The sequence below is a fragment of the Pseudomonas sp. Z003-0.4C(8344-21) genome, assembly GCF_900104975.1.
GTDB classification, from domain to species: domain Bacteria; phylum Pseudomonadota; class Gammaproteobacteria; order Pseudomonadales; family Pseudomonadaceae; genus Aquipseudomonas; species Aquipseudomonas granadensis.
The window spans coordinates 1,055,479-1,075,936 of record NZ_LT629756.1 but is presented as its reverse complement, the minus strand read 5'-3'; the positions used below and the strand labels follow the sequence as shown (position 1 = coordinate 1,075,936).

The window sequence follows — 20,458 nt, the reverse complement described above, 5'->3', positions numbered from 1 at the left end:
CCACTTGAAAGTAAGACAAGGTCATCAGTGCAACAATGCTGGCAGACGCGATGAGTTGATTCAAAGTACAACCAGATGAACGACTAGGCGAACAACTCGCCTTGCAACTCATCGAGCAAGGCCTGGATCGCGTCCAGCCGCTGCTGGGGATCGTCGAGTTGCAGCAGGTCGATCTTGTCTTCTTCAGCGAACGGCAACAGATAGGCCAGTTGATTGGCCAGCGATTGCTGGCCGGCAGCGTCGGTGCCCATGTCGAGCGCTTCGACCATCGGGTGCTCCGCCAGCGCCTTGAGCAGCGCGACCAGATCGGCGTCCTCGTCCTGCAAGGGTTGCTCGGGCTCATCATCGAGCCACTCGACGTCGGCGAGGATCAGCTGATCGCGCTGTACTTCGGTGCGCAATACCGTGAATCGGCGGCCACCCTGCACGCGAATACCGAGCAAGCCGTTCTCCTGCTGCTGGAAATCGGTAATGCGCGCCTCGCACCCGACCAGGGCAAACCCTTGCGGCGCGACGCCGACCTCGCTGCCCTCAAGAATGCACACCACGCCGAAGCCCACGCCCTGTTTCATGCAGCGGCCGATCATGTCGAGGTAGCGCGCCTCGAAGATCTGCAAATCGAGGTTGCAGCCGGGGAACAACACCGTGTTCAGCGGGAAAAGCGGCAGACTCATAGACATTTCCTTACACCACCATCGACACCGCCAACGGCAGGAACACCGCCGTGGCCACGCCCATCAGACTCATCGCCAGCGCCGCGAAGGCGCCGCACTCATCACTCTCCTGCAACGCCACCGAGGTGCCAACCGCGTGGGCCGTCATGCCCAGTGCCATGCCGCGCGCCTCCGGGCTGTGCACGCCGAGACGGGTCAGCAGTGCCGGGCCGAAGATCGCCCCGATAACCCCGGTGATCAGCACGAACACCGCCGCCAGCGCCGCGACGCCACCGATCTGCTCGGCCACCAGCATGGCAATCGGCGAGGTCACCGACTTCGGCGCCATGGTCATCAGAATCATGTGCTCGGCGCCGAACCACCAACCCAGCGCCACGCCCATGCCAGTCGCCACCACCCCGCCTATCACCAGCGTAGTAAAAATCGGCCAGAACAATTGCCGAATGCGCCGCAAATTCAGATACAGCGGCACCGCCAGCGCCACCGTCGCCGGGCCGAGCAGGATGCTCAGGATCTCGGTGCTCTTGCGGTACTCGGCGTACGTCACGCCACAACCGACCAGCACACCGATCACCAGCAACATGGAGACCAGCACTGGCTGCAGAAAGATCCAGCGGGTTTTCTCGAACGCTGCCAGCACCAGTTGATAGGCACCGAGGGTGATGCCGATGCCAAACAGCGGATGATGAATGACCGACGCCCAGGCACCTTGCCAATCGAACAGCATCAGGACCCCTCCGCCGGCGGCGCGTGGCGTTTGACCAGGCGCTGCATCAGCACACCGGCAAAGGCCATCGACAGGATCAGCGACAGCACCAGCGCGCCGACGATCGCCCAGAAATCCGCAGCAATCGCTGCGGCGTAAACCATCACACCCACGGCTGGCGGCACCAGCAGCAACGGCAAATAACGCAGCAGACTGCCGGCGGCAAGGTTCAGCGGCTCACCGACTTCACCGCGAATGATCAGGAACGCCAGCAACAGTAGCAGACCGATGATCGGCCCCGGCAGCACCGGCAACAGCAAATGATTAAGCGCCGTGCCGAGCAATTGAAACAGCACCAGCAGGGTCAGGCCACGTAGCAACATCAGACATCTCTCCGCGCAAGTCGCCTGCATTATAAGCACGCCTGCGCTATGGATCGGCATTCGCCAAAAGCATGGTCGGTTGACCGCAGCAAATCGCCGTGATGATCTACAGTGGTTCGCAGGGCGGTCAAATCCCCCACCTGAAAAACTATAAAACCGATGAACCCAAGGAGAGTCTCAATGCCCTATGTTCCCGTTGCAGAGCTCAAAGATCATGTCGGCAAGGAACTCGGACGTTCCGAATGGCTCACCATCGATCAGGAGCGCATCAACCTGTTCGCCGAAGCCACCGGTGATTATCAGTTCATCCACGTCGACCCGGTCAAAGCCGCGCAAACGCCTTTTGGCAGCACCATCGCCCACGGTTTCCTGTCGCTGTCGCTGATGCCGAAACTGATGGAAGACATTCTGGTGCTGCCGGAAGGTGTGAAGATGGTGGTCAACTATGGCCTGGACAGCGTGCGGTTCATCCAGCCGGTGAAGGTCGACTCGAAAGTCCGATTGAAGGTCGATCTGGTTGAAGTGACCGAGAAAAAGCCCGGCCAGTGGTTGCTCAAGGCTATCGCGACCCTCGAGATAGAGGGCTCAGAGAAACCGGCCTATATTGCCGAACCCCTGTCGCTCTGCTTCGTCTGATCGTTCCGGATGCGAAGCAGCGCACGCTGTTTCGCGTCACCTCTCTATATATGCGACGCATAGCTGCGGCATACTCGGTCGCCTAATTGCCCGGATCCCGCTATGCGCTCACTTGCTTGTCTTGCACCCCTTGCCTTGACCCTGATGCTCACCGCTTGCGGCGACGGCGAATCGCTGTTGCCACCGGATGCGCGCCTGCCGGACGGCGGACGTTATCGCGGCGAACTGGTCGATGGCTTGCTGCAAGGCCAGGGTCGCGTCGACTACCCCAATGGCAGCTGGTACGCCGGGCAGTTCGACAAGGGCCAGTGGCATGGTCAGGGCGAATGGCACGGCAGCAACGGCGAGGTCTATCGCGGCCAGTTTGCGCAGGGGCTGTTCGACGGTCAGGGCAGCCTGACCACCAACGCCAGCAGCTACACCGGCGGCTTCAAACAGGGCCGGCGCGACGGCGAAGGCACGCTGAAAGAAAACGGCATGACCTACCGTGGCGAATTCCGTGCCGACCAGTATTCGGGGCTCGGCCGTCTGGAAATGGAGGACGGCAGCTCCTATCAGGGCCAGTTCGCCCACGGCAAACCCAACGGTGAAGGCCAGCGCGGCGATGCCAGCGGCAACTCGTTCACCGGGCATTTCGTCAACGGCCAACTCGAAGGCAACGGCACCTTCAACAGCGCCGATGGCGACATCTATGTCGGCGGGTTCAAGAACAATCAATTGCACGGCAAGGGCCGCTACGAAAACGCCGACGGCGATGTCTGGCTCGGCCAGTTCAAGGAAGGCGCGCTGACCGGCAAGGGCGAACTGATCGGCGCCGACGGCAGCCATTACATCGGCGTATTCAATGATTGGCGCTTCACCGGTCAGGGCCGCTTGAACCTGTCTGACGGCAGCTTCTACATCGGCGGTTTCGACAACGACAGCTATTCGGGGCGCGGCACCCTGGTACTGACCGATGGCAGCGTGCTCAGCGGCACCTGGATCAACGGCCAGCGCGTGCGCGACGCCGACGGCAAACTGCTGCCCGATACCCTTGAACTCGGTCTGCTCGCCCAAGGTCGTTTGCTCGACGAAGCACTGACGGCAATTCCCGCCTCGACTCCGGCCGTGGAGCTGTACACCCTGACCCTCGGCGGCGATGGCAAGCAAAGTGTGTTTCTGCGCGAGTCCGACTTCGTCGCCAATATGCTCAATACGCGTTTTGGTGCCTTCGGCCAGATTCGTCTGGTCAACCACCGCGACCACCTCGGCGACCGGCCGATGGCCACCCGCGAAAACCTGCGCCGGGCCGCGCAAGCCTTGGCCGAACGCAGTGGCCCGGAAGACTTGCTGTTCATCTACCTGACCAGCCACGGCACCGCCGAGCATGAGCTGGTGCTCGATCAGCCACGCATGGAGCTGGCCGACCTGCCCGCCGACGAACTCGCTGCGGTGCTGGCGCCACTGAAGCACCGTGACAAGATCATCGTGATTTCGTCGTGCTACTCCGGCGGTTTCATTCCAGCGCTGAAAGACGAACGCACCCTGATCATGACCGCCTCGCGCGCCGACCGGGTGTCGTTCGGCTGTTCCGAAGAAGCCAATTTCACCTACTTTGGTGACGCGCTGTTCGCCCAGGCGCTGAACCAGACCGACGATCTGGAGCAGGCCTTCAAACTGGCCAAGGCCACCGTTGCCGAGCGCGAACTGGCGGACGGTTTCGAAGCCTCGGAGCCGCAGATCTGGGCGCCGAAAACCGTGTTGTCGCACTGGCAGCTGCTGCGCAAACAGCAGGCCCGTAAAGCGTTGCAAAGTGCTGCGTTGAACGACGGGGCGACAAAAGGCAACTAAGCTGAACAGTATCAAGGGAGAGACACTATGTACTTGACGCCTCAGCACGTATTGCTTGCCGGAGCCACCGGACTGACCGGTGAACATCTACTCGATCGTTTGCTCAACGAACCGACGATTTCACGCGTGCTCGCTCCTTCGCGTCGCCCCCTGGCGGAACATCCGCACCTGGAAAACCCGGTCGGCGATCAGCAGGTGTTTCTGCCGCAACTGAGCGGGCGCGTCGATATCGCCTATTGCTGCCTCGGCACCACCATCAAGCAGGCGGGCTCGGAAGAAGCCTTTCGCGCGGTGGATCTGGACATGGTCGTGGCGTTCGCCAAACGCGCGCGGGAGATGGGCGCGCGGCATCTGATCGTGATCAGTGCGATTGGCGCCGATCCGAAATCCTCGGTGTTCTACAACCGGGTCAAAGGCGAAATGGAGCAGGCACTGCGCGCGCAGGACTGGCCGCAACTGACCATCTGCCGGCCTTCATTACTGCTGGGTGAACGAGTCGAGCCGCGTCTGGCCGAGCAACTGGCCGGGCCGTTGTCCAAGCTGATTCCAGGTAAGTACCGCGGCATCGAAGCCTGCCAGTTGGCGCGAGCGATGTGGCGGCTGGCGCTGGAAGAGCAGGATGGGGTGCGGGTGGTCGAGTCGGATGAGTTGCGCAAGCTCGGCAAATAACCGGATATCGCTATCGCCAGCAGGCTGGCTCCCACACTGATTCTCAGTGAACCCAGCTTTTGTGGGCAACCAGGAAACCTGTGGGAGCCAGCCTGCTGGCGATGGAGTGCGCAGCACTCCCCTACAATCCGCCGGTCGCTTGAAATCCAACGCCGATAACCGTTAGCAATGACAACGGCAACAACAGCGTATCGAGCAGAGCACTGGCCGGCAGGTCCACCCCTGGATAGCTCGGCGCCTCAGCACCGAAGCGGTCTATCGCGCAACAGCCGCCATTGAGCGCATACCAATCCAGTCGCGTTCCGGAGTAGACCACCGGCGCACCCGGCTTGGCCGCATCCAGCGTCCGCGCCGTGGCGCAGCCGCTCAGTTGCACGACCAGCACCAGCGCCAGCAGCTTATTCATCGCTGCTCAGGTGATGCTCGCCCCAACGCGGCAGCATGTCTTGCGGGATGCCGAGCAAATTGAGAATGCGCGCCACGACGAAATCGATCAGGTCATCGATGGTCTGCGGCTGATGGTAGAAACCTGGCGACGCCGGCAGAATCGTCACGCCCATGTTCGACAGCTTGAGCATGTGCTCCAGATGAATGCTCGAATACGGCGCCTCGCGCGGCACCAGAATCAACTGGCGGCGCTCTTTCAAGGTGACGTCGGCGGCGCGCTCGATCAGGTTGTTGCAGGCGCCGGTCGCAATGGCCGACAGCGTGCCGGTCGAGCACGGCACCACGACCATTGCTGCCGGCGCACCGGAGCCGGAGGCGACCGGCGACATCCAGTCTTCCTTGCCGTACACGCGAATCTGCCCGGCGGCCGCTCCGGTGTATTCGGTGAGAAACGCCTGCATCATCTGCGGCTTGGCCGGCAGCGACACATCGGTCTCGGTGGCCATCACCAATTGCGCAGCCTTGGAGATCAGGAAGTGCACTTCGCGATCTTCACGCACCAGACAATCGAGCAGGCGCAAACCGTACTGCGCGCCGGACGCACCGGTCATCGCCAGCGTGATGCGTTCCGGGCCACCGTTCCGGGAAAAACTGTTCATTGCAGCGCCTCGGCGAGTTTGCCGTGCAGGCCACCAAAGCCGCCGTTGCTCATGATCACTACGTGTGTGCCGGGCTGCGCCTGGCTCTTCACACGCTCGATGATGCCTTCCAGCGAATCGCTGACAATCGACGGTACCGTGCACAGCGCGGCGGTTGCGGCCAGGTCCCAGCCGAGGTTGGCCGGGGCGTACCAGATCACCTGATCGGCATCGACCACGCTGTCCGGCAAACCGTCACGGTGCGCGCCGAGCTTCATCGAATTGGAGCGCGGCTCGATGATCGCGATCAGCGGTGCGTCGCCGATGCGCTTGCGCAGGCCATCGAGAGTGGTAGCGATCGCGGTCGGGTGGTGGGCAAAGTCGTCATAAATGGTGATGCCGCGAACTTCAGCGACCTTCTCCATGCGGCGTTTGACGTTCTTGAACGCGCTCAGCCCGGCAATGCCCATCGACGGCACCACACCGACATGCCGCGCTGCTGCCAGCGCCGCCAGGGCGTTGGCGACGTTGTGTTGGCCAGTCAACTCCCATTCGACGGTGCCCTGCGACACGCCTTCGAATATCACTTCGAACGCCGAACCGTCTTCGCTGAGCAGTTTGACCTGCCACTGACCGCCGGCACCAGTGGTCTGCACCGGGGTCCAGCAACCCATCTCGATCACCCGCTGCAACGCCGGCTCGGTGGTCGGATGAATGACCAGACCTTCGCTCGGGATGGTGCGTACCAAGTGATGGAATTGCCGCTCGATCGCCGGCAAATCCGGGAAGATGTCAGCGTGATCGAACTCAAGGTTGTTCAGGATTGCAGTGCGTGGGCGGTAATGGACGAACTTCGAGCGCTTGTCGAAAAATGCACTGTCGTATTCATCGGCCTCGATCACAAAGAACGGCGTTCCGCCCAACCGCGCCGATACCGAGAAGTTCTGCGGCACGCCGCCGATCAGGAAGCCCGGGCTCATGCCGGCATGTTCCAGCACCCAGGCGAGCATGCTGCTGGTGGTGGTTTTGCCGTGGGTACCGGCGACGGCCAGTACCCAACGACCTTGCAGCACATGATCGGCCAGCCATTGCGGGCCGGAGACGTACGGCAGGCCTTTGTTCAACACGTATTCCACCGCCGGGTTGCCACGGGACATGGCATTGCCGATCACCACCAGATCCGGCGCCGGATCGAGCTGCGCCGGGTCGTAGCCTTGAGTCAGCTGAATGCCCTGGGCCTCAAGCTGTGTGCTCATCGGTGGATAGACGTTGGCGTCGGAGCCGGTCACATGATGGCCCAGCTCTTTGGCCAACACCGCCATCGAGCCCATGAAAGTCCCGCAGATACCCAGAATATGAATGTGCATAGTCGACCTCGTAAAACATGGCCGCAGGTTAGCGTAGGGAGGGGGAAATGGCACTCTTTAGCTTATTGGGCGCACAGGCAATTTGGGTTCGGCTGGAGATTGCGGCCCCTCACCCCAGCCCTCTCCCGAGGGAGAGGGGGCCGATCTTTGTCGCATTCAAATAGTGAGTTCGGCTCGATTAATCAGGTCGGCGTAAATCACCAGAACAGCGCGGTCAGTCCCCTCTCCCTCCGGGAGAGGGCTAGGGTGAGGGGGCTTCTAGCTGACACGCCGCTCAATCCCGTGCTTGCGCAGCTTTCTATAAAGCGTGTTTCGACTCACGCCCAGTTGTTCCGCGGTACGGGTCATGTGCCAGCGGGTCTGCTCTAACGCATTCAGCAACGCAGAACGTTCGGCATCTTCCAGCGGTCGCTCACAAGACTCCTGCGCCACAACCACTGGCCGCACCTGCCGAATCATCCCGGGCAGATCCTCAACCCCGACCCGCCCCTCATCACACAGCGCCGCCAACGTCCGCAGCACATTGCGCAACTGCCGGACATTGCCCGGCCAGTCGAACGCCAGCAACGCCTGACGCGCCGGCTCTTCAATCGCAACCGTCTCACCGCCCGCCTCCTCGGCCAGCAGAAAATCCAGCAACTGCGCCTTGTCACTGCGCTCACGCAATGCCGGCAACGCCACTTCCAGCCCGTTCAAGCGGTAATACAAATCCTCGCGAAAACTGCCGTCCTCGACCCGCTCGAGCAGATTGCGGTGGGTGGCGCTGATGATTCGCACATTGACCGTCTCTGGTTCACCGCCGAGCGGCACCACCTGGCGATCTTCCAGCACCCGCAGCAAACGGGTCTGCAGAGCCAGCGGCATGTCGCCGATTTCATCGAGAAACAGGGTGCCGCCATCGGCCTGCTGCAACTTGCCACGCATGCCGTCCTTGCGTGCGCCGGTGAAGCTGCCGCCGCGATAGCCAAACAGTTCGCTCTCGATCAGGCTCTCCGGGATCGCCGCGCAATTGAGCGCGACGAAGGCTTTGCCCGAGCGCTGGCTGGCCTGATGCACAGCCTTGGCGAAGGCTTCCTTGCCGGTGCCGGTTTCGCCGTTGATCAGCAGCGGCACATCGCGTTCGAACACGCGCAGGGCTTTGCGGAAACTCGCTTGCAGCGCCTCGTCACCGAGGCAGATGCCGGGCAAGCGCGGCGCTTCGATGATTTTCGCCGGGGCCGGGATCGGCAGCGGTTTACGTGATTCGCCGCGCAGTACCGCAAACAGATGCCGGCCGTCGCGGGTGCGCAGCGGCCAACTGGCGCTGGCATTGGCACTGGCGCGAGCGAGCAAGTCATCGAGTGAACAATCGAAAAACGCTTCCACCGGTTTGCCCAGCAAGCCGCCGCGAATATACCCAAGCAGATTCAGCGCACTCTGGTTGACTGCGCTGATCCGCCCTTCCCCATCAAACGCCAGCAAGCCTTCGCTGAACAGCCCGACCGACTCGGCCTGCAGATGAAAGCGCAGCAACCATTGGTTATCGAAACAGCGCAGGAAGTAGCAACTCTCGATCATCTTCGCCGACAGATTGACCAGCGCCATGGTGTGGAACTGGCTCTGGCGCGAAACGTCATGGCGCGCCGAAGACACATCGAGCACGGCGAGCAATTCACCGTGCGGGTCGAACACCGGGCTCGCCGAGCAGGTCAGGCCGGTGTGGCGGCCGCGAAAGTGTTCGTCTTGATGAATGGTCAGCGCCTGACGCTCGACCAGGCAGGTGCCGATGCCGTTGGTGCCTTCGCAGGCTTCGCTCCAGTCGGCGCCGAGCCAGAGGCCGGCGCGTTCGAAAATCTTGCGTTCAGCCGGCGCGGTGACGCAGTTGAGGATCACCCCCCGCGCATCGGTCAACAGCACCGCGTGGCCAGCGCCGGAAAGCTGTTGATGCAGGCTGCTCATTTCCGTACCGGCGATTTGCAGCACCTGCTGCAGACGTTCGCGGCTTTCCAGCACGCGCCCGTGTTCGAGCACGGTCGGCGCCATGCTCAGGGCCGGGTCGAGGTGATAGTCCTGCAGACACCGCAGCCAGGAGCGCGCGATCGACGGGTCGGCACCGGGGCCGTGCAAATGCGCTTTGCCCTGGGTGGCGGTGAGGACCTGGCGGGCATGGCGACTCAAATGATTGTCGTGCATTTCTTATTGTTCTCCCCGAGGCGCTACGGCCCAATGCTGAGGTGACGCCCAGCATCCTCCAGCCACCGGTGCATTGCAATGCTGGCAAGACCGGCCGGTCACCGCTGTGCCAGAAACGGTACAAAATGTCTCTGCAGCTGTATCGAAACCCTCACAGCAGCGCCCCGCTCGTCCGAGACAAACCGTGCAAGGCCTTGATTTGCCTGAGCTGCGCGGCAATGGCCCGGCCCTTGCTCTACGCTTATAGCAAGCGCACTTGCGCGTTTCTCTAATAAGTACAAAGCCAAGGAGAACATCATCATGCGTTACGCTCACCCCGGTACTGACGGCGCCAAAGTCTCGTTCAAGAGCAAGTACGGTAACTACATCGGCGGCGAATTCGTCGCGCCGGTCAAAGGTCAGTACTTCACCAATACCTCGCCAGTGAATGGCCAGCCGATTGCCGAATTCCCCCGCTCCACCGCCGAAGACATCGACAAGGCGCTGGACGCCGCCCACGCCGCCGCTGACGCGTGGGGCGCGACTTCGGTGCAGGCGCGCTCGCTGATCCTGCTGAAAATCGCCGACCGCATCGAAGCCAACCTCGAACTGCTGGCGATCACCGAAACCTGGGACAACGGCAAAGCCATCCGCGAAACCCTCAACGCCGACATTCCGCTGGCCGCCGACCACTTCCGCTACTTCGCCGGCTGCCTGCGCGCGCAGGAAGGCAGCGCTGCGGAAATCGACGGCAACACCGTGGCTTATCACATTCATGAACCACTGGGCGTGGTCGGCCAGATCATCCCGTGGAACTTCCCGCTGCTGATGGCCGCGTGGAAACTGGCGCCTGCGCTGGCCGCCGGTAACTGCGTGGTACTCAAGCCCGCCGAGCAAACGCCGCTGGGCATCTGCGTGCTGATGGAGCTGATCGGCGACCTGCTGCCGCCGGGCGTGCTCAACGTCGTCCAAGGCTTCGGCAAAGAGGCCGGCGAAGCGCTGGCGACCAGCAAGCGCATTGCCAAGATCGCCTTCACCGGCTCGACCCCGGTCGGTTCGCACATCATGAAATGCGCAGCGGAAAACATCATTCCGTCCACCGTGGAACTGGGCGGCAAATCGCCGAACATCTTCTTCGAAGACATCATGCAGGCCGAACCGAGCTTCATCGAAAAAGCCGCTGAAGGTCTGGTGCTGGCGTTCTTCAACCAGGGCGAAGTGTGCACCTGCCCGTCCCGCGCGCTGGTGCAGGAATCGATCTACGACGAATTCATGCAGGCGGTGATGAAGAAGGTCAGCCAGATCAAACGTGGCGACCCGCTCGACACCGACACCATGGTAGGCGCGCAGGCATCCGAGCAGCAATTCGACAAGATTCTCTCGTACCTGGAAATCGCCAAAGGCGAAGGCGCCGAGCTGCTGACTGGCGGCAAGGTGGAAAAACTCGAGGGCAGCCTGGCCACCGGTTACTACATCCAGCCGACCCTGCTCAAGGGCACCAACAAGATGCGCGTGTTCCAGGAAGAAATCTTCGGTCCAGTGGTGAGCATCACCACCTTCAAGGACGAAGCCGAAGCTCTGGCGATCGCCAACGACACCGAGTTCGGCCTCGGCGCCGGCCTGTGGACCCGCGACATCAACCGTGCCTACCGCATGGGCCGGGCGATCAAGGCCGGTCGCGTGTGGACCAACTGCTATCACCTGTACCCGGCGCATGCCGCGTTTGGTGGTTACAAGAAGTCCGGCGTTGGCCGTGAGACGCACAAGATGATGCTCGACCACTATCAGCAGACCAAGAACCTGCTGGTGAGCTACGACATCAATCCGTTGGGCTTTTTCTAAGCCTGCGGCACTGATCGTTCCCACGCTCTGCGTGGGAACGATCAGGTTCCTGGCGATACCGCCGGGCCAATAAAACAATAAGAAAGGTGCACCCTATGCCAAGCGAATCCCCGGCTGGCGCTCCGGCGACCGGCTCCTCCGTCGACTTCGAAAAAGTCGGCACTGACTACTTCCAACAACGCGAGCTGAAAAAAGGTGCCGCCGGCTGGGTCTTGCTGGTGGGCCTGGGCGTCGCCTACGTGATTTCCGGCGACTACGCCGGCTGGAATTTCGGCCTCGCCCAGGGCGGCTGGGGCGGCATGTTTCTCGCCACACTGCTGATGGCGACCATGTACCTGTGCATGTGTTTCTCCCTCGCCGAACTGTCCTCGATGATCCCCACCGCCGGCGGCGGTTACGGCTTTGCCCGCAGCGCGTTCGGGCCGTGGGGCGGGTTTCTCACCGGCACCGCAATCCTCATCGAATATGCGATCGCGCCCGCCGCCATTGCGGTGTTCATCGGCGCCTACTGCGAGTCGCTGTTCGGTATCGGTGGCTGGGTGATCTATCTGGCCTTCTACATCATCTTCATCGCCATCCACATATTCGGTGTCGGCGAAGCGCTCAAGCTGATGTTCATCATCACCGCCGTCGCCGCGCTGGCATTGGGCGTGTTTCTGGTGGTGATGGTGCCGCATTTCGATGTCGCCAACCTGCTCGACATTCCGGTCACCGCCGCTGCCGGCGCCAGCCCGTTCTTGCCGTTCGGCTACGTTGGCGTGTGGGCGGCGATTCCCTATGCGATCTGGTTCTTTCTCGCCGTCGAAGGCGTGCCGCTGGCAGCGGAAGAAACCAAGAATCCCAAACGCGACCTGCCGCGTGGCTTGATCGGCGCGATGCTGGTGTTGCTGATGTTCGCCCTGCTGATCCTGATCGTCGGCCCCGGCGGCGCCGGTGCCAACTCGCTGCTGACCTCCGGCAATCCGCTGGTCGAAGCGCTGAGCAAGGCCTATGGTGGATCGACCTGGATGGGCAGCTTCGTCAACCTCGTTGGCCTGGCCGGGCTGATCGCCAGTTTCTTCTCGATCATCTATGCCTACTCGCGGCAGATCTTTGCACTGTCGCGGGCCGGTTACCTGCCGCGCAAACTGTCGCAGACCAACAAAAGCAAGGCGCCCGTGCTGGCGCTGGTGATTCCCGGGATTATCGGCTTCGGGCTGTCGTTGACCGGTCAGGGCGACCTGCTGATTCTGGTGGCGGTGTTCGGCGCGACCATTTCCTATGTGCTGATGATGGCCGCGCACATCACGCTGCGCATCCGCCGCCCCAAAATGGATCGGCCGTATCGCACGCCGGGCGGGATTTTCACCTCGGGCGTGGCGCTGGTGCTGGCGTGCATCGCCGTGGTGGCGGGGTTCCTCGTCGATCCACGGGTGGTGATCGGCGCCGCCATCATCTATGGAGTGTTAATTGCTTACTTTGCCTTCTACAGTCGGCATCACTTGGTAGCGGGCACGCCGGAAGAAGAGTTCGCGGCGATTCAGAAAGCTGAACAAGCCTTGCACTGATTGTCGAAAACCACGGCGCAGAGTGTTCTGCGCCGTCACGGAGAACGCTGAATGACCAGTTTTGCTCACACGGTCGGCGCGCAGACCTACCGCTTCGACAGCCTCAAAGACCTCATGGCCAAGGCCAGCCCGGCACGTTCAGGGGATTTTCTCGCCGAAATCGCCGCGCTCAATGACGGCGAGCGCGTCGCCGCACAAATGGCCCTGGCTGACACCCCGCTCACGCATTTTTTGCAAGAAGCACTGATTCCCTACGAAGCCGATGAAATCACCCGACTGATCATCGACACCCACGACAAGCAGGCCTTTGCAGTCGTCAGCCATTTCACTGTCGGTGGCTTTCGCGACTGGCTGCTCAGCGACGCCGCCGACGAAACCAGTCTGCGCCTGCTGGCCCCCGGCCTGACGCCGGAAATGGTCGCGGCCGTGTCGAAGATCATGCGCATTCAGGATCTGGTGCTGGTCGCGCAAAAAATCCGCGTGGTGACGAAATTCCGCGGCACCCTCGGCTTGAAAGGTCGCCTGTCGACCCGCCTGCAACCCAACCACCCGACCGATGAACCGTCCGGGATCGCCGCGAGCATTCTCGACGGCCTGCTCTACGGCAACGGCGACGCGATGATCGGCATCAACCCGGCCACCGACAGCATTGCTTCGATTTGCGCCATGCTGGAAATGCTCGATGCGATCATCCAGCGCTACGACATTCCGACCCAGGCTTGCGTACTGACCCACGTCACCACTTCGATCGAGGCGATCAACCGTGGCGTGCCGCTGGATCTGGTGTTCCAGTCGATCGCCGGCACCGAAGCGGCCAACGCCAGCTTCGGTATCAATCTGAATGCGTTGCAGGAAGGCTATGACGCCGGGTTGAGTCTGAAGCGCGGCACTCTCGGGCAAAACCTGATGTATTTCGAAACCGGTCAGGGCAGCGCGCTGTCGGCCAACGCCCACCATGGCGTCGATCAGCAGACCTGCGAGACGCGAGCCTACGCCGTGGCGCGCCATTTCAAACCGTTTCTGGTGAACACCGTCGTAGGATTTATCGGCCCGGAATACCTCTACAACGGCAAGCAAATCATCCGCGCCGGCCTCGAAGACCATTTCTGCGGCAAGTTACTTGGGGTGCCGATGGGCTGCGACATCTGCTACACCAACCACGCCGAAGCCGATCAGGACGACATGGACACCCTGCTGACGCTCTTGGGTGTGGCCGGGATCAACTTCATCATGGGCATCCCCGGCTCCGATGACATCATGCTCAATTACCAGACCACCTCGTTCCACGACGCCCTCTACGCCCGGCAGACCCTGGGCCTGAAACCGGCGCCGGAGTTCGAGCAGTGGCTGGCCAAGATGGGCATCTTCACGCAAGCCGATGGCAAGGTGCGCTTTGGCAACAATCTGCCGCCGGCCTTCCGCCAGGCGCTGGCGCAATTGGGATGACTCGCATGGAAAAACCGCCTGTAGACCCGCAAAACCCGTGGCTGCAACTACGCCGCCTGACCCCGGCACGCATTGCTCTGGGCCGCACCGGCACCAGCCTGCCGACCAGCGCTCAGCTGGATTTCCAGTTTGCCCATGCGCAGGCGCGCGATGCGGTGCACCTGCCGTTCGATCATGTCGGGCTCAGCGCACAGTTGCAGGAGGGCGGGCGCCAAAGCCTGCTGCTGCACAGCGCGGCGCCGGATCGCCACACTTATCTGCAACGCCCGGACCTGGGCCGCAAACTCAGCGACGAGTCGGCGCAAGCCTTGCGTGATTACGCCAGTGCCCATCCGTGCGGCGTCGATCTGGCGATTGTCGTCGCGGACGGCTTGTCGGCCTTGGCTGTGCATCGACATACCTTGCCGTTTATCAAGCGCCTGGAAGAACAGATGAGCGCCGACGGCTGGTCGCTCGCGCCCGTGCTGCTGGTGGAACAGGGCCGCGTCGCCATCGGTGACGAAATCGGCCAGTTGCTCGGGGCGAAAATGCTGGTGATGCTGATCGGCGAGCGACCGGGCCTGAGTTCGCCGGACAGCCTCGGCCTGTATTTCACCTATGCGCCCAAGGTCGGCCTGACCGACGCTTACCGCAATTGCATCTCCAATGTCCGCCTCGAGGGATTGAGCTACGGCATGGCGGCGCATCGCCTGCTGTATCTGATGCGTGAAGCCTGTCGACGGCAGCTGTCGGGGGTCAACTTGAAGGACGAGGCCCAACTGCAGACGCTGGAGTCGGACGATGAGGTGAACATGAAAGGTAATTTCCTGCTTGACCCGCCGCCCGCCTGAACCGTTTCCGCATTGCCTTTCTGCGCTGGTTTCAGGCAGGATCGAAGCACGGCCGCCAGGGTTTCCCATCGCCGTCAGAGCAGTTGAAGACAGCCACTTGAAGACGAGACCTATCATGCGGATTATTCAAGCGACCCTCGAACATCTGGATTTGCTGACCCCGTTGTTCGTCAAATATCGCGAGTTCTACGGTTCCCTGCCTTACCCGGATTCCTCCCGCGCCTTTCTCGAAAAGCGCCTGCGCCGCAAGGAATCGGTGATTTACCTGGCCCTGGCCGATGATGACGACAAGAAACTCATGGGGTTCTGTCAGCTCTATCCAAGCTTCTCCTCGCTGTCGCTCAAGCGCGTGTGGATTCTCAACGACATCTATGTCGCCGAAGACGCCCGTCGGCAATTGGTCGCGGACAATCTGATCCGCACCGCAAAAAAAATGGCCAAGGAAACCCAAGCCGTGCGCATGCGCGTCTCCACCAGCGCCGACAACGAAGTGGCACAAAAAACCTATGAATCCATCGGATTCAAGGAAGACACCGAGTTCAAGAACTACGTATTGCCGATCAGCGACGAGCTCTGATCGCCACCGACCGGGTGCTGAGGGAGCGCGCTCCCTCGCCACACGTCGGGTCTGCCTGACAATTGATCACAGGCGACACTCCTCGCGACAAAACCGACACGCTTTCCTCCTGCCAGACCGTATAATCGCGAGCTTTCCGGCTTGTAAGAAAAACTACACCCCGCTGTAGGCTTACACGAAGTCATCCGCACAGGCCTGCCGAGTCGGGCCGCCATACAGGTGCCTCCATGGATTTCAACCCGCTCGACCTTATCCTGCATCTCGACGTCTACCTCGACTTGCTGGTGAACAACTATGGGCCATGGATCTACGCCATCCTGTTTCTGGTGATCTTCTGCGAAACCGGTCTGGTGGTGATGCCGTTCCTGCCGGGCGACTCGCTGCTGTTCATTGCCGGCGCCGTGGCGGCGGGTGGTGGCATGGACCCGGTATTGCTTGGCGGTCTGCTGATGCTCGCGGCCATTCTCGGCGACAGCACCAACTACGTGATCGGTCGTACGGCCGGGGAAAAGCTGTTCAGCAACCCCAACTCGAAAATATTCCGCCGCGACTACCTGCAAAAAACCCACGACTTCTACGACAAGCACGGCGGCAAGACCGTGACCATGGCGCGTTTCCTGCCGATCATCCGTACGTTTGCGCCGTTCGTTGCCGGCATCGCGCGCATGCCGTACCCACGCTTTTTCGGCTTCAGCGTACTGGGCACGATCCTGTGGGTCGGCGGCCTGGTGACGCTCGGCTACTTCTTCGGCAACGTGCCGTTCATCAAGAAGAACCTGTCGCTGCTGGTGGTGGCGATCATCCTGCTGTCGCTGGTGCCGATGATCATCGGTGTGGTGCGCAGCCGTTTCGGCGGCACCAAAGCGCAATCGCATTAATCAATGTGGTCGTTGAGCGCCTGGCGTCGCCGACGCATTCTGGCAAAGCACCCGATTGCCGACGATGTCTGGCAACGGGTGCGGCATCACCTGAGTTTTCTCGATGGCCTCAGCGCTGCGCAAGACCAGTGGCTGCGCGACGCCTGTGTGTTGTTCCTCGAAGACAAACACCTGAGTGCCCTGCCCGGCGTCGAACTGCATCAGGAACAACGCCTGTTGCTCGCCGCCCAGGCGCAGTTGCCGCTGCTTAACCTCGGTGATTTGAACTGGTATCAAGGCTTTCATGAGATCGTCCTCTACCCCGACGACTTCCTCAGCCCGCAACGCCATCGCGACGCCAGCGGCATTGAGCATGAGTGGGACGGCGAGCACAGCGGCGAAGCCTGGCAACAGGGGCCGGTGATTCTCGCCTGGCCGGGCGTCATGGCCAGCGGTGGCTGGGAAGGCTATAACCTGGTCATTCACGAACTGGCGCACAAACTCGACATGCTCAATGGCGATGCCAACGGCCTGCCGCCGCTGCACGCCGACATGCGCGTCAGCGACTGGGCCGAGGCGATGCAGGCGGCCTACGACGATCTCAACCGCCAGCTCGACCATGATCCCGATGCCGAAACCGCCATCGATCCGTACGCCGCGGAGAACCCGGCGGAGTTCTTCGCAGTCACCAGTGAATACTTTTTCAGCGCCCCGGATCTGCTGCACAAGGCCTATCCGCAGGTGTACGCGCAGTTGCAGCTTTTCTACCGCCAGGACCCGTTGGGCAGGTTGCGGCAACTTCAGGCCACAGACCCGGTCTATCAGGCGCAAGACTAAGCTGCACACGACTTTCGGTCCATGGCGTCGACGGCAGAATATGCCTATAATCGCCGCCACTTTTTGGTCAATCCGGCCAAGTGTTTTTGGTCAACTACGGGGGCAACGCCCAATGAGCTACAGCAAGATTCCGGCTGGCAAAGACCTGCCGAACGACATCTACGTCGCGATCGAGATCCCGGCCAACCACGCGCCGATCAAATACGAAATCGACAAAGACAGCGATTGCCTGTTCGTTGACCGTTTCATGGCCACCCCAATGTTCTACCCGGCCAACTACGGTTACATCCCGAACACTCTGGCTGACGACGGTGATCCCCTTGACGTGCTGGTCGTGACCCCTTACCCGGTTGCCCCAGGTTCGGTGATCCGCGCACGTCCGGTCGGCATCCTGAACATGACCGACGACGGCGGCGGCGATGCCAAAGTCATCGCAGTGCCACACGACAAGCTGTCGCAGCTGTACGTCGACGTGAAGGAATACACCGACCTGCCGCCACTGCTGATTCAGCAGATCGAGCACTTCTTTGCGAACTACAAGGATCTCGAAAAGGGCAAATGGGTCAAGATCGAAGGCTGGGCCGGCGCAGACGCCGCCCGCGAAGCGATCACCAAGTCGGTTGCCGCCTACAAAGGCTAAGCGACGGCTCGCTGCGTGATGCTTGAGAAAACCCCGGTTGATCCGGGGTTTTTTATGCCCGCTCAAATCTCTCTTAAACGAGCTGTTTAGAGCGGACTACAGAAAAGTTTTAAGCTGTGTAATTTCCCACAAGGGCGCCTTACATCCCGTCGCAAAATTCAGCCCGTTTTTGAACGCGCGGTTTATTCAAACCGCTCTGGCACGGCCGTAGACTCCGTGTTTATGAGAAAGAACACTAGCGGTCCAAGATTCAAGGCACTCCTGGAAGCTGCGAACATCTCGACGACGGGTTTCGCAAAGTTCTGGGGCACGGAAGCCCAAAATGTCCACAACTGGTACACCCGGGGCGTCCCGGCGTATCGCATGGAAGAAGTCTCACGCCTGCTGTCCGTCAACAGTGAATGGCTGAAAACCGGCGAAGGCATCAAGGAATCACCGAGCCTTAGCCCACCGGCGAGCAATGGCGACCATTTCGACGCCAACGACCCGCAGGGCAGCTACCGATTCATCCACCCCAACGATCTCGAACTGGCCTTCTTCAAGGAAACGCCGCTCGACAGCTCCGACAAGACCCACGTCATCCAGGACCCGGACCTCTCGATCCGCCTGCTACGCGCCCACCTCGACCAGCTCGAAGTCCGCCCCGACGACGCCATCTGCGCCCACATGATCGGCAACAGCATGGCCGACCGCATCGAAGACGGCTCCATCGTCGCTATCGACCGTGGCCTGACCCAGGTCGTCGACGGCGAGATCTACGCCATCGAACACGACGGCATGCTGCGCATCAAATACCTGCACCGCATGCCCGGCAACGGCCTGCGCCTGCGCAGCCACAACAGCGCCGAATACCCCGACGAAGTCTTCCGCCCGGCACAGGTCGAGGAACAGAGGATTCACATATTGGGCTGGGTGTTCTGGTGGTCGACAGTGAGCAAGCGCCGGCCGGTGGTGCCGTTCCTCTGATAGCCCCCTGTAGGAGTGAGCCTGCTCGCGATGAGGCCCCGATAATCGGTACAAATCCAGAATTTGTTCGGCTACAGTCGCTCTAAACCGCACTTCAGACTGGGAATCCAAAGCAAAACTCAGTATCCTGCGCCCCACATTTGCGCATCGACCCGCTCCCACGGCTCAGATGACGCCCGACGTGGCAGACCAACGTCTGACCAAGTCCCACAGCCGGACGCAAGATCCGGATGTACGTTTTGAAGGCTGGCGCGGCTTACCAAAAATAAGCCAAGCCAGTCCCCGAGAAGCCGGCCACAAGCCGGCTTTTTAATGCCTGAAAGAAATCACATTTACTGGCTGAAAACGTATTTCTCGCTTGTACATCCCGCAATGCATTGGCTACCGTTGGGCCAAATCTCGCAGGAAGTAGACAAATGCCAATAGTCTCGCTTCACGTTGAAGACGCGCTGAAGCATATTGCCGAACTTGGCGAGCCCCCGTGCGACGGAAAGCGCAGCCGTGATGAAGATGAACGACTTACCGCCACCGTTAAAGATCGCCTCGCCGCTCCTGAACGGGAAAAGGTCATTCTGGCTGAGCTGTAAGTCGAGCATCGAACACGAATTAAGTAACCAGATACTGCCGAGCGCATTGCTCCAACCTGTGGACCAATTCCCTCACGGATAACTAAACGACTTCACCAACGTCAACTCCCCCACCGCCCGCATCGGCACCAGAAACGTTTCCATCTTTTCACTCGGCGTGCCTTCCTCGGTGATCACCGTCACCTGCGCCGTGGTCAGCGCCTGCACCGCCTCATCGCCGCCCTCGTCATCCTCGCGATACCCATCGCCGTAATAATTCACATACACCAGATACTGCCCTTTGATCGGCGCGGGCATGGCGGCGATTTCCGGGCCGTAGCCGGTGGTGACGTCGACGTCGAGGGCCGCGCCATTGGGTGCGACGCGGTTGCCGTACCAGACGTGGGCGCCGTCGGGGGTGATCAGGTGCAGGTCGAGGTCGGTGCCGTCGCTGTCCCAGGCCAGCAGTACGCGCAGTTTGGCCGGGGTGGCGCCGCCGCGGGTGTTGAGGAACTGGGTGCGGTGGCGTTGTTGGCCGTCGGGGCTGCGCACTTCGACGCTGTTGCTGCCGTTGGGGAAGGAGAACGGGCGGTCGAAGCGGCCGCTGGCGTCGATTTTCAGCGGCATGCTGACGCCGTTGACGATCAGGCGGCCGGGCTGGTTGTTTTTTGCGCTGGCTTTGATTTCGCCGCTGATGCGCGCGGTGTTGGCCTGGCCGATCGGGGTGTTCACCGACGAGGCGGGGTAGTTGACCGTTTGGCGGAAGCTTTCGCCCTCGCCTTCCGGAGCGCCGCTGCGCCAGCCGCTGACCGGGGTGTCGAGCTTGACGCTGTCGGCGGCATGGGCCGGCGCCAGCGCGGTCAGCGTGCAGAGCAGCAGCAAGACCTGGGGATAACGGAATGTCATGGT

21 protein-coding genes are annotated in these 20,458 nt (G+C 61.3%); 13 read left to right on the top strand and 8 right to left on the bottom strand.

Annotated features, from left to right (window positions below; genetic code table 11):
- Window positions 1–83: 83 nt before the first annotated feature.
- From BLU24_RS05030 to BLU24_RS05020, 3 genes are read right to left on the bottom strand one after another with little or no spacing between them, the layout of a single operon-like run.
- Window positions 84–674 (bottom strand): LON peptidase substrate-binding domain-containing protein, encoded by a 591-nt coding sequence (locus BLU24_RS05030; RefSeq protein ID WP_093097988.1) that lies wholly within the window; start codon window positions 672–674, stop codon window positions 84–86.
- Between the two features lie 10 nt (window positions 675–684).
- Window positions 685–1,401 carry an LrgB family protein gene (locus BLU24_RS05025; RefSeq protein WP_093097985.1) on the bottom strand — a complete coding sequence of 239 codons (717 nt, stop codon included), beginning with the start codon at window positions 1,399–1,401 and terminating at the stop codon, window positions 685–687.
- Window positions 1,401–1,763, bottom strand: coding sequence for a CidA/LrgA family protein (locus BLU24_RS05020; protein ID WP_093097982.1), 363 nt, complete (start codon window positions 1,761–1,763; stop codon window positions 1,401–1,403). Before BLU24_RS05020 ends, BLU24_RS05025 begins: the two co-directional genes overlap by 1 nt.
- Before the next feature lie 180 nt (window positions 1,764–1,943).
- Here BLU24_RS05020 and BLU24_RS05015 point away from each other — a divergent pair, with 180 nt between their 5' ends.
- From BLU24_RS05015 to BLU24_RS05005, 3 genes are all read left to right on the top strand, one after another.
- On the top strand, window positions 1,944–2,399 hold the full coding sequence (locus BLU24_RS05015) for a MaoC family dehydratase (protein WP_090286645.1): 456 nt from the start codon (window positions 1,944–1,946) through the stop codon (window positions 2,397–2,399).
- 102 nt (window positions 2,400–2,501) lie between these two features.
- Window positions 2,502–4,229: a C13 family peptidase gene (locus BLU24_RS05010; RefSeq protein WP_093097980.1), complete on the top strand. Its 1,728-nt coding sequence runs from the start codon at window positions 2,502–2,504 to the stop codon at window positions 4,227–4,229.
- A gap of 27 nt (window positions 4,230–4,256) precedes the next feature.
- Complete coding sequence (locus BLU24_RS05005) at window positions 4,257–4,898, top strand: oxidoreductase (RefSeq protein WP_093097977.1); 642 nt, start codon at window positions 4,257–4,259, stop codon at window positions 4,896–4,898.
- Between the two features lie 121 nt (window positions 4,899–5,019).
- Here the strand turns inward: BLU24_RS05005 and BLU24_RS05000 are convergent, their stop codons facing one another.
- The 4 genes from BLU24_RS05000 to BLU24_RS04985 form a co-directional block, all read right to left on the bottom strand.
- Window positions 5,020–5,304, bottom strand: a complete 285-nt coding sequence (locus BLU24_RS05000) for a YceK/YidQ family lipoprotein (protein ID WP_093097974.1) — start codon at window positions 5,302–5,304, stop codon at window positions 5,020–5,022.
- Window positions 5,297–5,944 carry a flavin prenyltransferase UbiX gene (gene ubiX, locus BLU24_RS04995; RefSeq protein ID WP_093097971.1) on the bottom strand — a complete coding sequence of 216 codons (648 nt, stop codon included), beginning with the start codon at window positions 5,942–5,944 and terminating at the stop codon, window positions 5,297–5,299. Before ubiX ends, BLU24_RS05000 begins: the two co-directional genes overlap by 8 nt.
- Window positions 5,941–7,290 carry a UDP-N-acetylmuramate:L-alanyl-gamma-D-glutamyl-meso-diaminopimelate ligase gene (gene mpl / locus BLU24_RS04990; RefSeq protein WP_093097968.1) on the bottom strand — a complete coding sequence of 450 codons (1,350 nt, stop codon included), beginning with the start codon at window positions 7,288–7,290 and terminating at the stop codon, window positions 5,941–5,943. The genes ubiX and mpl overlap by 4 nt, the downstream gene beginning before the upstream one ends.
- Before the next feature lie 258 nt (window positions 7,291–7,548).
- The gene (locus BLU24_RS04985) at window positions 7,549–9,462 is read right to left on the bottom strand and encodes a sigma-54-dependent Fis family transcriptional regulator (protein WP_093097965.1); all 1,914 of its coding nucleotides are present in this window, start codon (window positions 9,460–9,462) and stop codon (window positions 7,549–7,551) included.
- Between the two features lie 300 nt (window positions 9,463–9,762).
- Here BLU24_RS04985 and exaC point away from each other — a divergent pair, with 300 nt between their 5' ends.
- From exaC to BLU24_RS27520, 10 genes are all read left to right on the top strand, one after another.
- The gene (gene exaC / locus BLU24_RS04980; protein WP_090286659.1) at window positions 9,763–11,283 is read left to right on the top strand and encodes an acetaldehyde dehydrogenase ExaC; all 1,521 of its coding nucleotides are present in this window, start codon (window positions 9,763–9,765) and stop codon (window positions 11,281–11,283) included.
- Between the two features lie 95 nt (window positions 11,284–11,378).
- Window positions 11,379–12,830: an ethanolamine permease gene (eat, locus tag BLU24_RS04975; protein ID WP_093097963.1), complete on the top strand. Its 1,452-nt coding sequence runs from the start codon at window positions 11,379–11,381 to the stop codon at window positions 12,828–12,830.
- 51 nt (window positions 12,831–12,881) lie between these two features.
- Window positions 12,882–14,276 (top strand): ethanolamine ammonia-lyase subunit EutB, encoded by a 1,395-nt coding sequence (locus BLU24_RS04970; RefSeq protein ID WP_093097961.1) that lies wholly within the window; start codon window positions 12,882–12,884, stop codon window positions 14,274–14,276.
- A 5-nt stretch (window positions 14,277–14,281) separates the two neighbouring features.
- Window positions 14,282–15,106, top strand: coding sequence for an ethanolamine ammonia-lyase subunit EutC (eutC, locus tag BLU24_RS04965; RefSeq protein ID WP_093106448.1), 825 nt, complete (start codon window positions 14,282–14,284; stop codon window positions 15,104–15,106).
- A 115-nt stretch (window positions 15,107–15,221) separates the two neighbouring features.
- A complete protein-coding gene (locus tag BLU24_RS04960) occupies window positions 15,222–15,683 on the top strand; it encodes a GNAT family N-acetyltransferase (RefSeq protein ID WP_007958617.1) in 462 nt (153 codons plus the stop codon).
- 227 nt (window positions 15,684–15,910) lie between these two features.
- Window positions 15,911–16,561: a DedA family protein gene (locus BLU24_RS04955; protein WP_093097959.1), complete on the top strand. Its 651-nt coding sequence runs from the start codon at window positions 15,911–15,913 to the stop codon at window positions 16,559–16,561.
- A 3-nt stretch (window positions 16,562–16,564) separates the two neighbouring features.
- Entirely contained in the window at window positions 16,565–17,377 is an 813-nt protein-coding gene (locus BLU24_RS04950; RefSeq protein WP_093097957.1) for a zinc-dependent peptidase, read from the top strand.
- A gap of 112 nt (window positions 17,378–17,489) precedes the next feature.
- On the top strand, window positions 17,490–18,017 hold the full coding sequence (gene ppa, locus BLU24_RS04945; RefSeq protein WP_003205933.1) for an inorganic diphosphatase: 528 nt from the start codon (window positions 17,490–17,492) through the stop codon (window positions 18,015–18,017).
- 222 nt (window positions 18,018–18,239) lie between these two features.
- Entirely contained in the window at window positions 18,240–18,983 is a 744-nt protein-coding gene (locus BLU24_RS04940; protein ID WP_093097955.1) for a S24 family peptidase, read from the top strand.
- A gap of 416 nt (window positions 18,984–19,399) precedes the next feature.
- On the top strand, window positions 19,400–19,570 hold the full coding sequence (locus tag BLU24_RS27520; protein WP_157720818.1) for a hypothetical protein: 171 nt from the start codon (window positions 19,400–19,402) through the stop codon (window positions 19,568–19,570).
- A 72-nt stretch (window positions 19,571–19,642) separates the two neighbouring features.
- On the opposite strand, the gene BLU24_RS04930 is transcribed toward BLU24_RS27520, so the two are convergent.
- The gene (locus BLU24_RS04930; protein WP_093097951.1) at window positions 19,643–20,455 is read right to left on the bottom strand and encodes a YfaP family protein; all 813 of its coding nucleotides are present in this window, start codon (window positions 20,453–20,455) and stop codon (window positions 19,643–19,645) included.
- Between the last annotated feature and the right edge of the window lie 3 nt (window positions 20,456–20,458).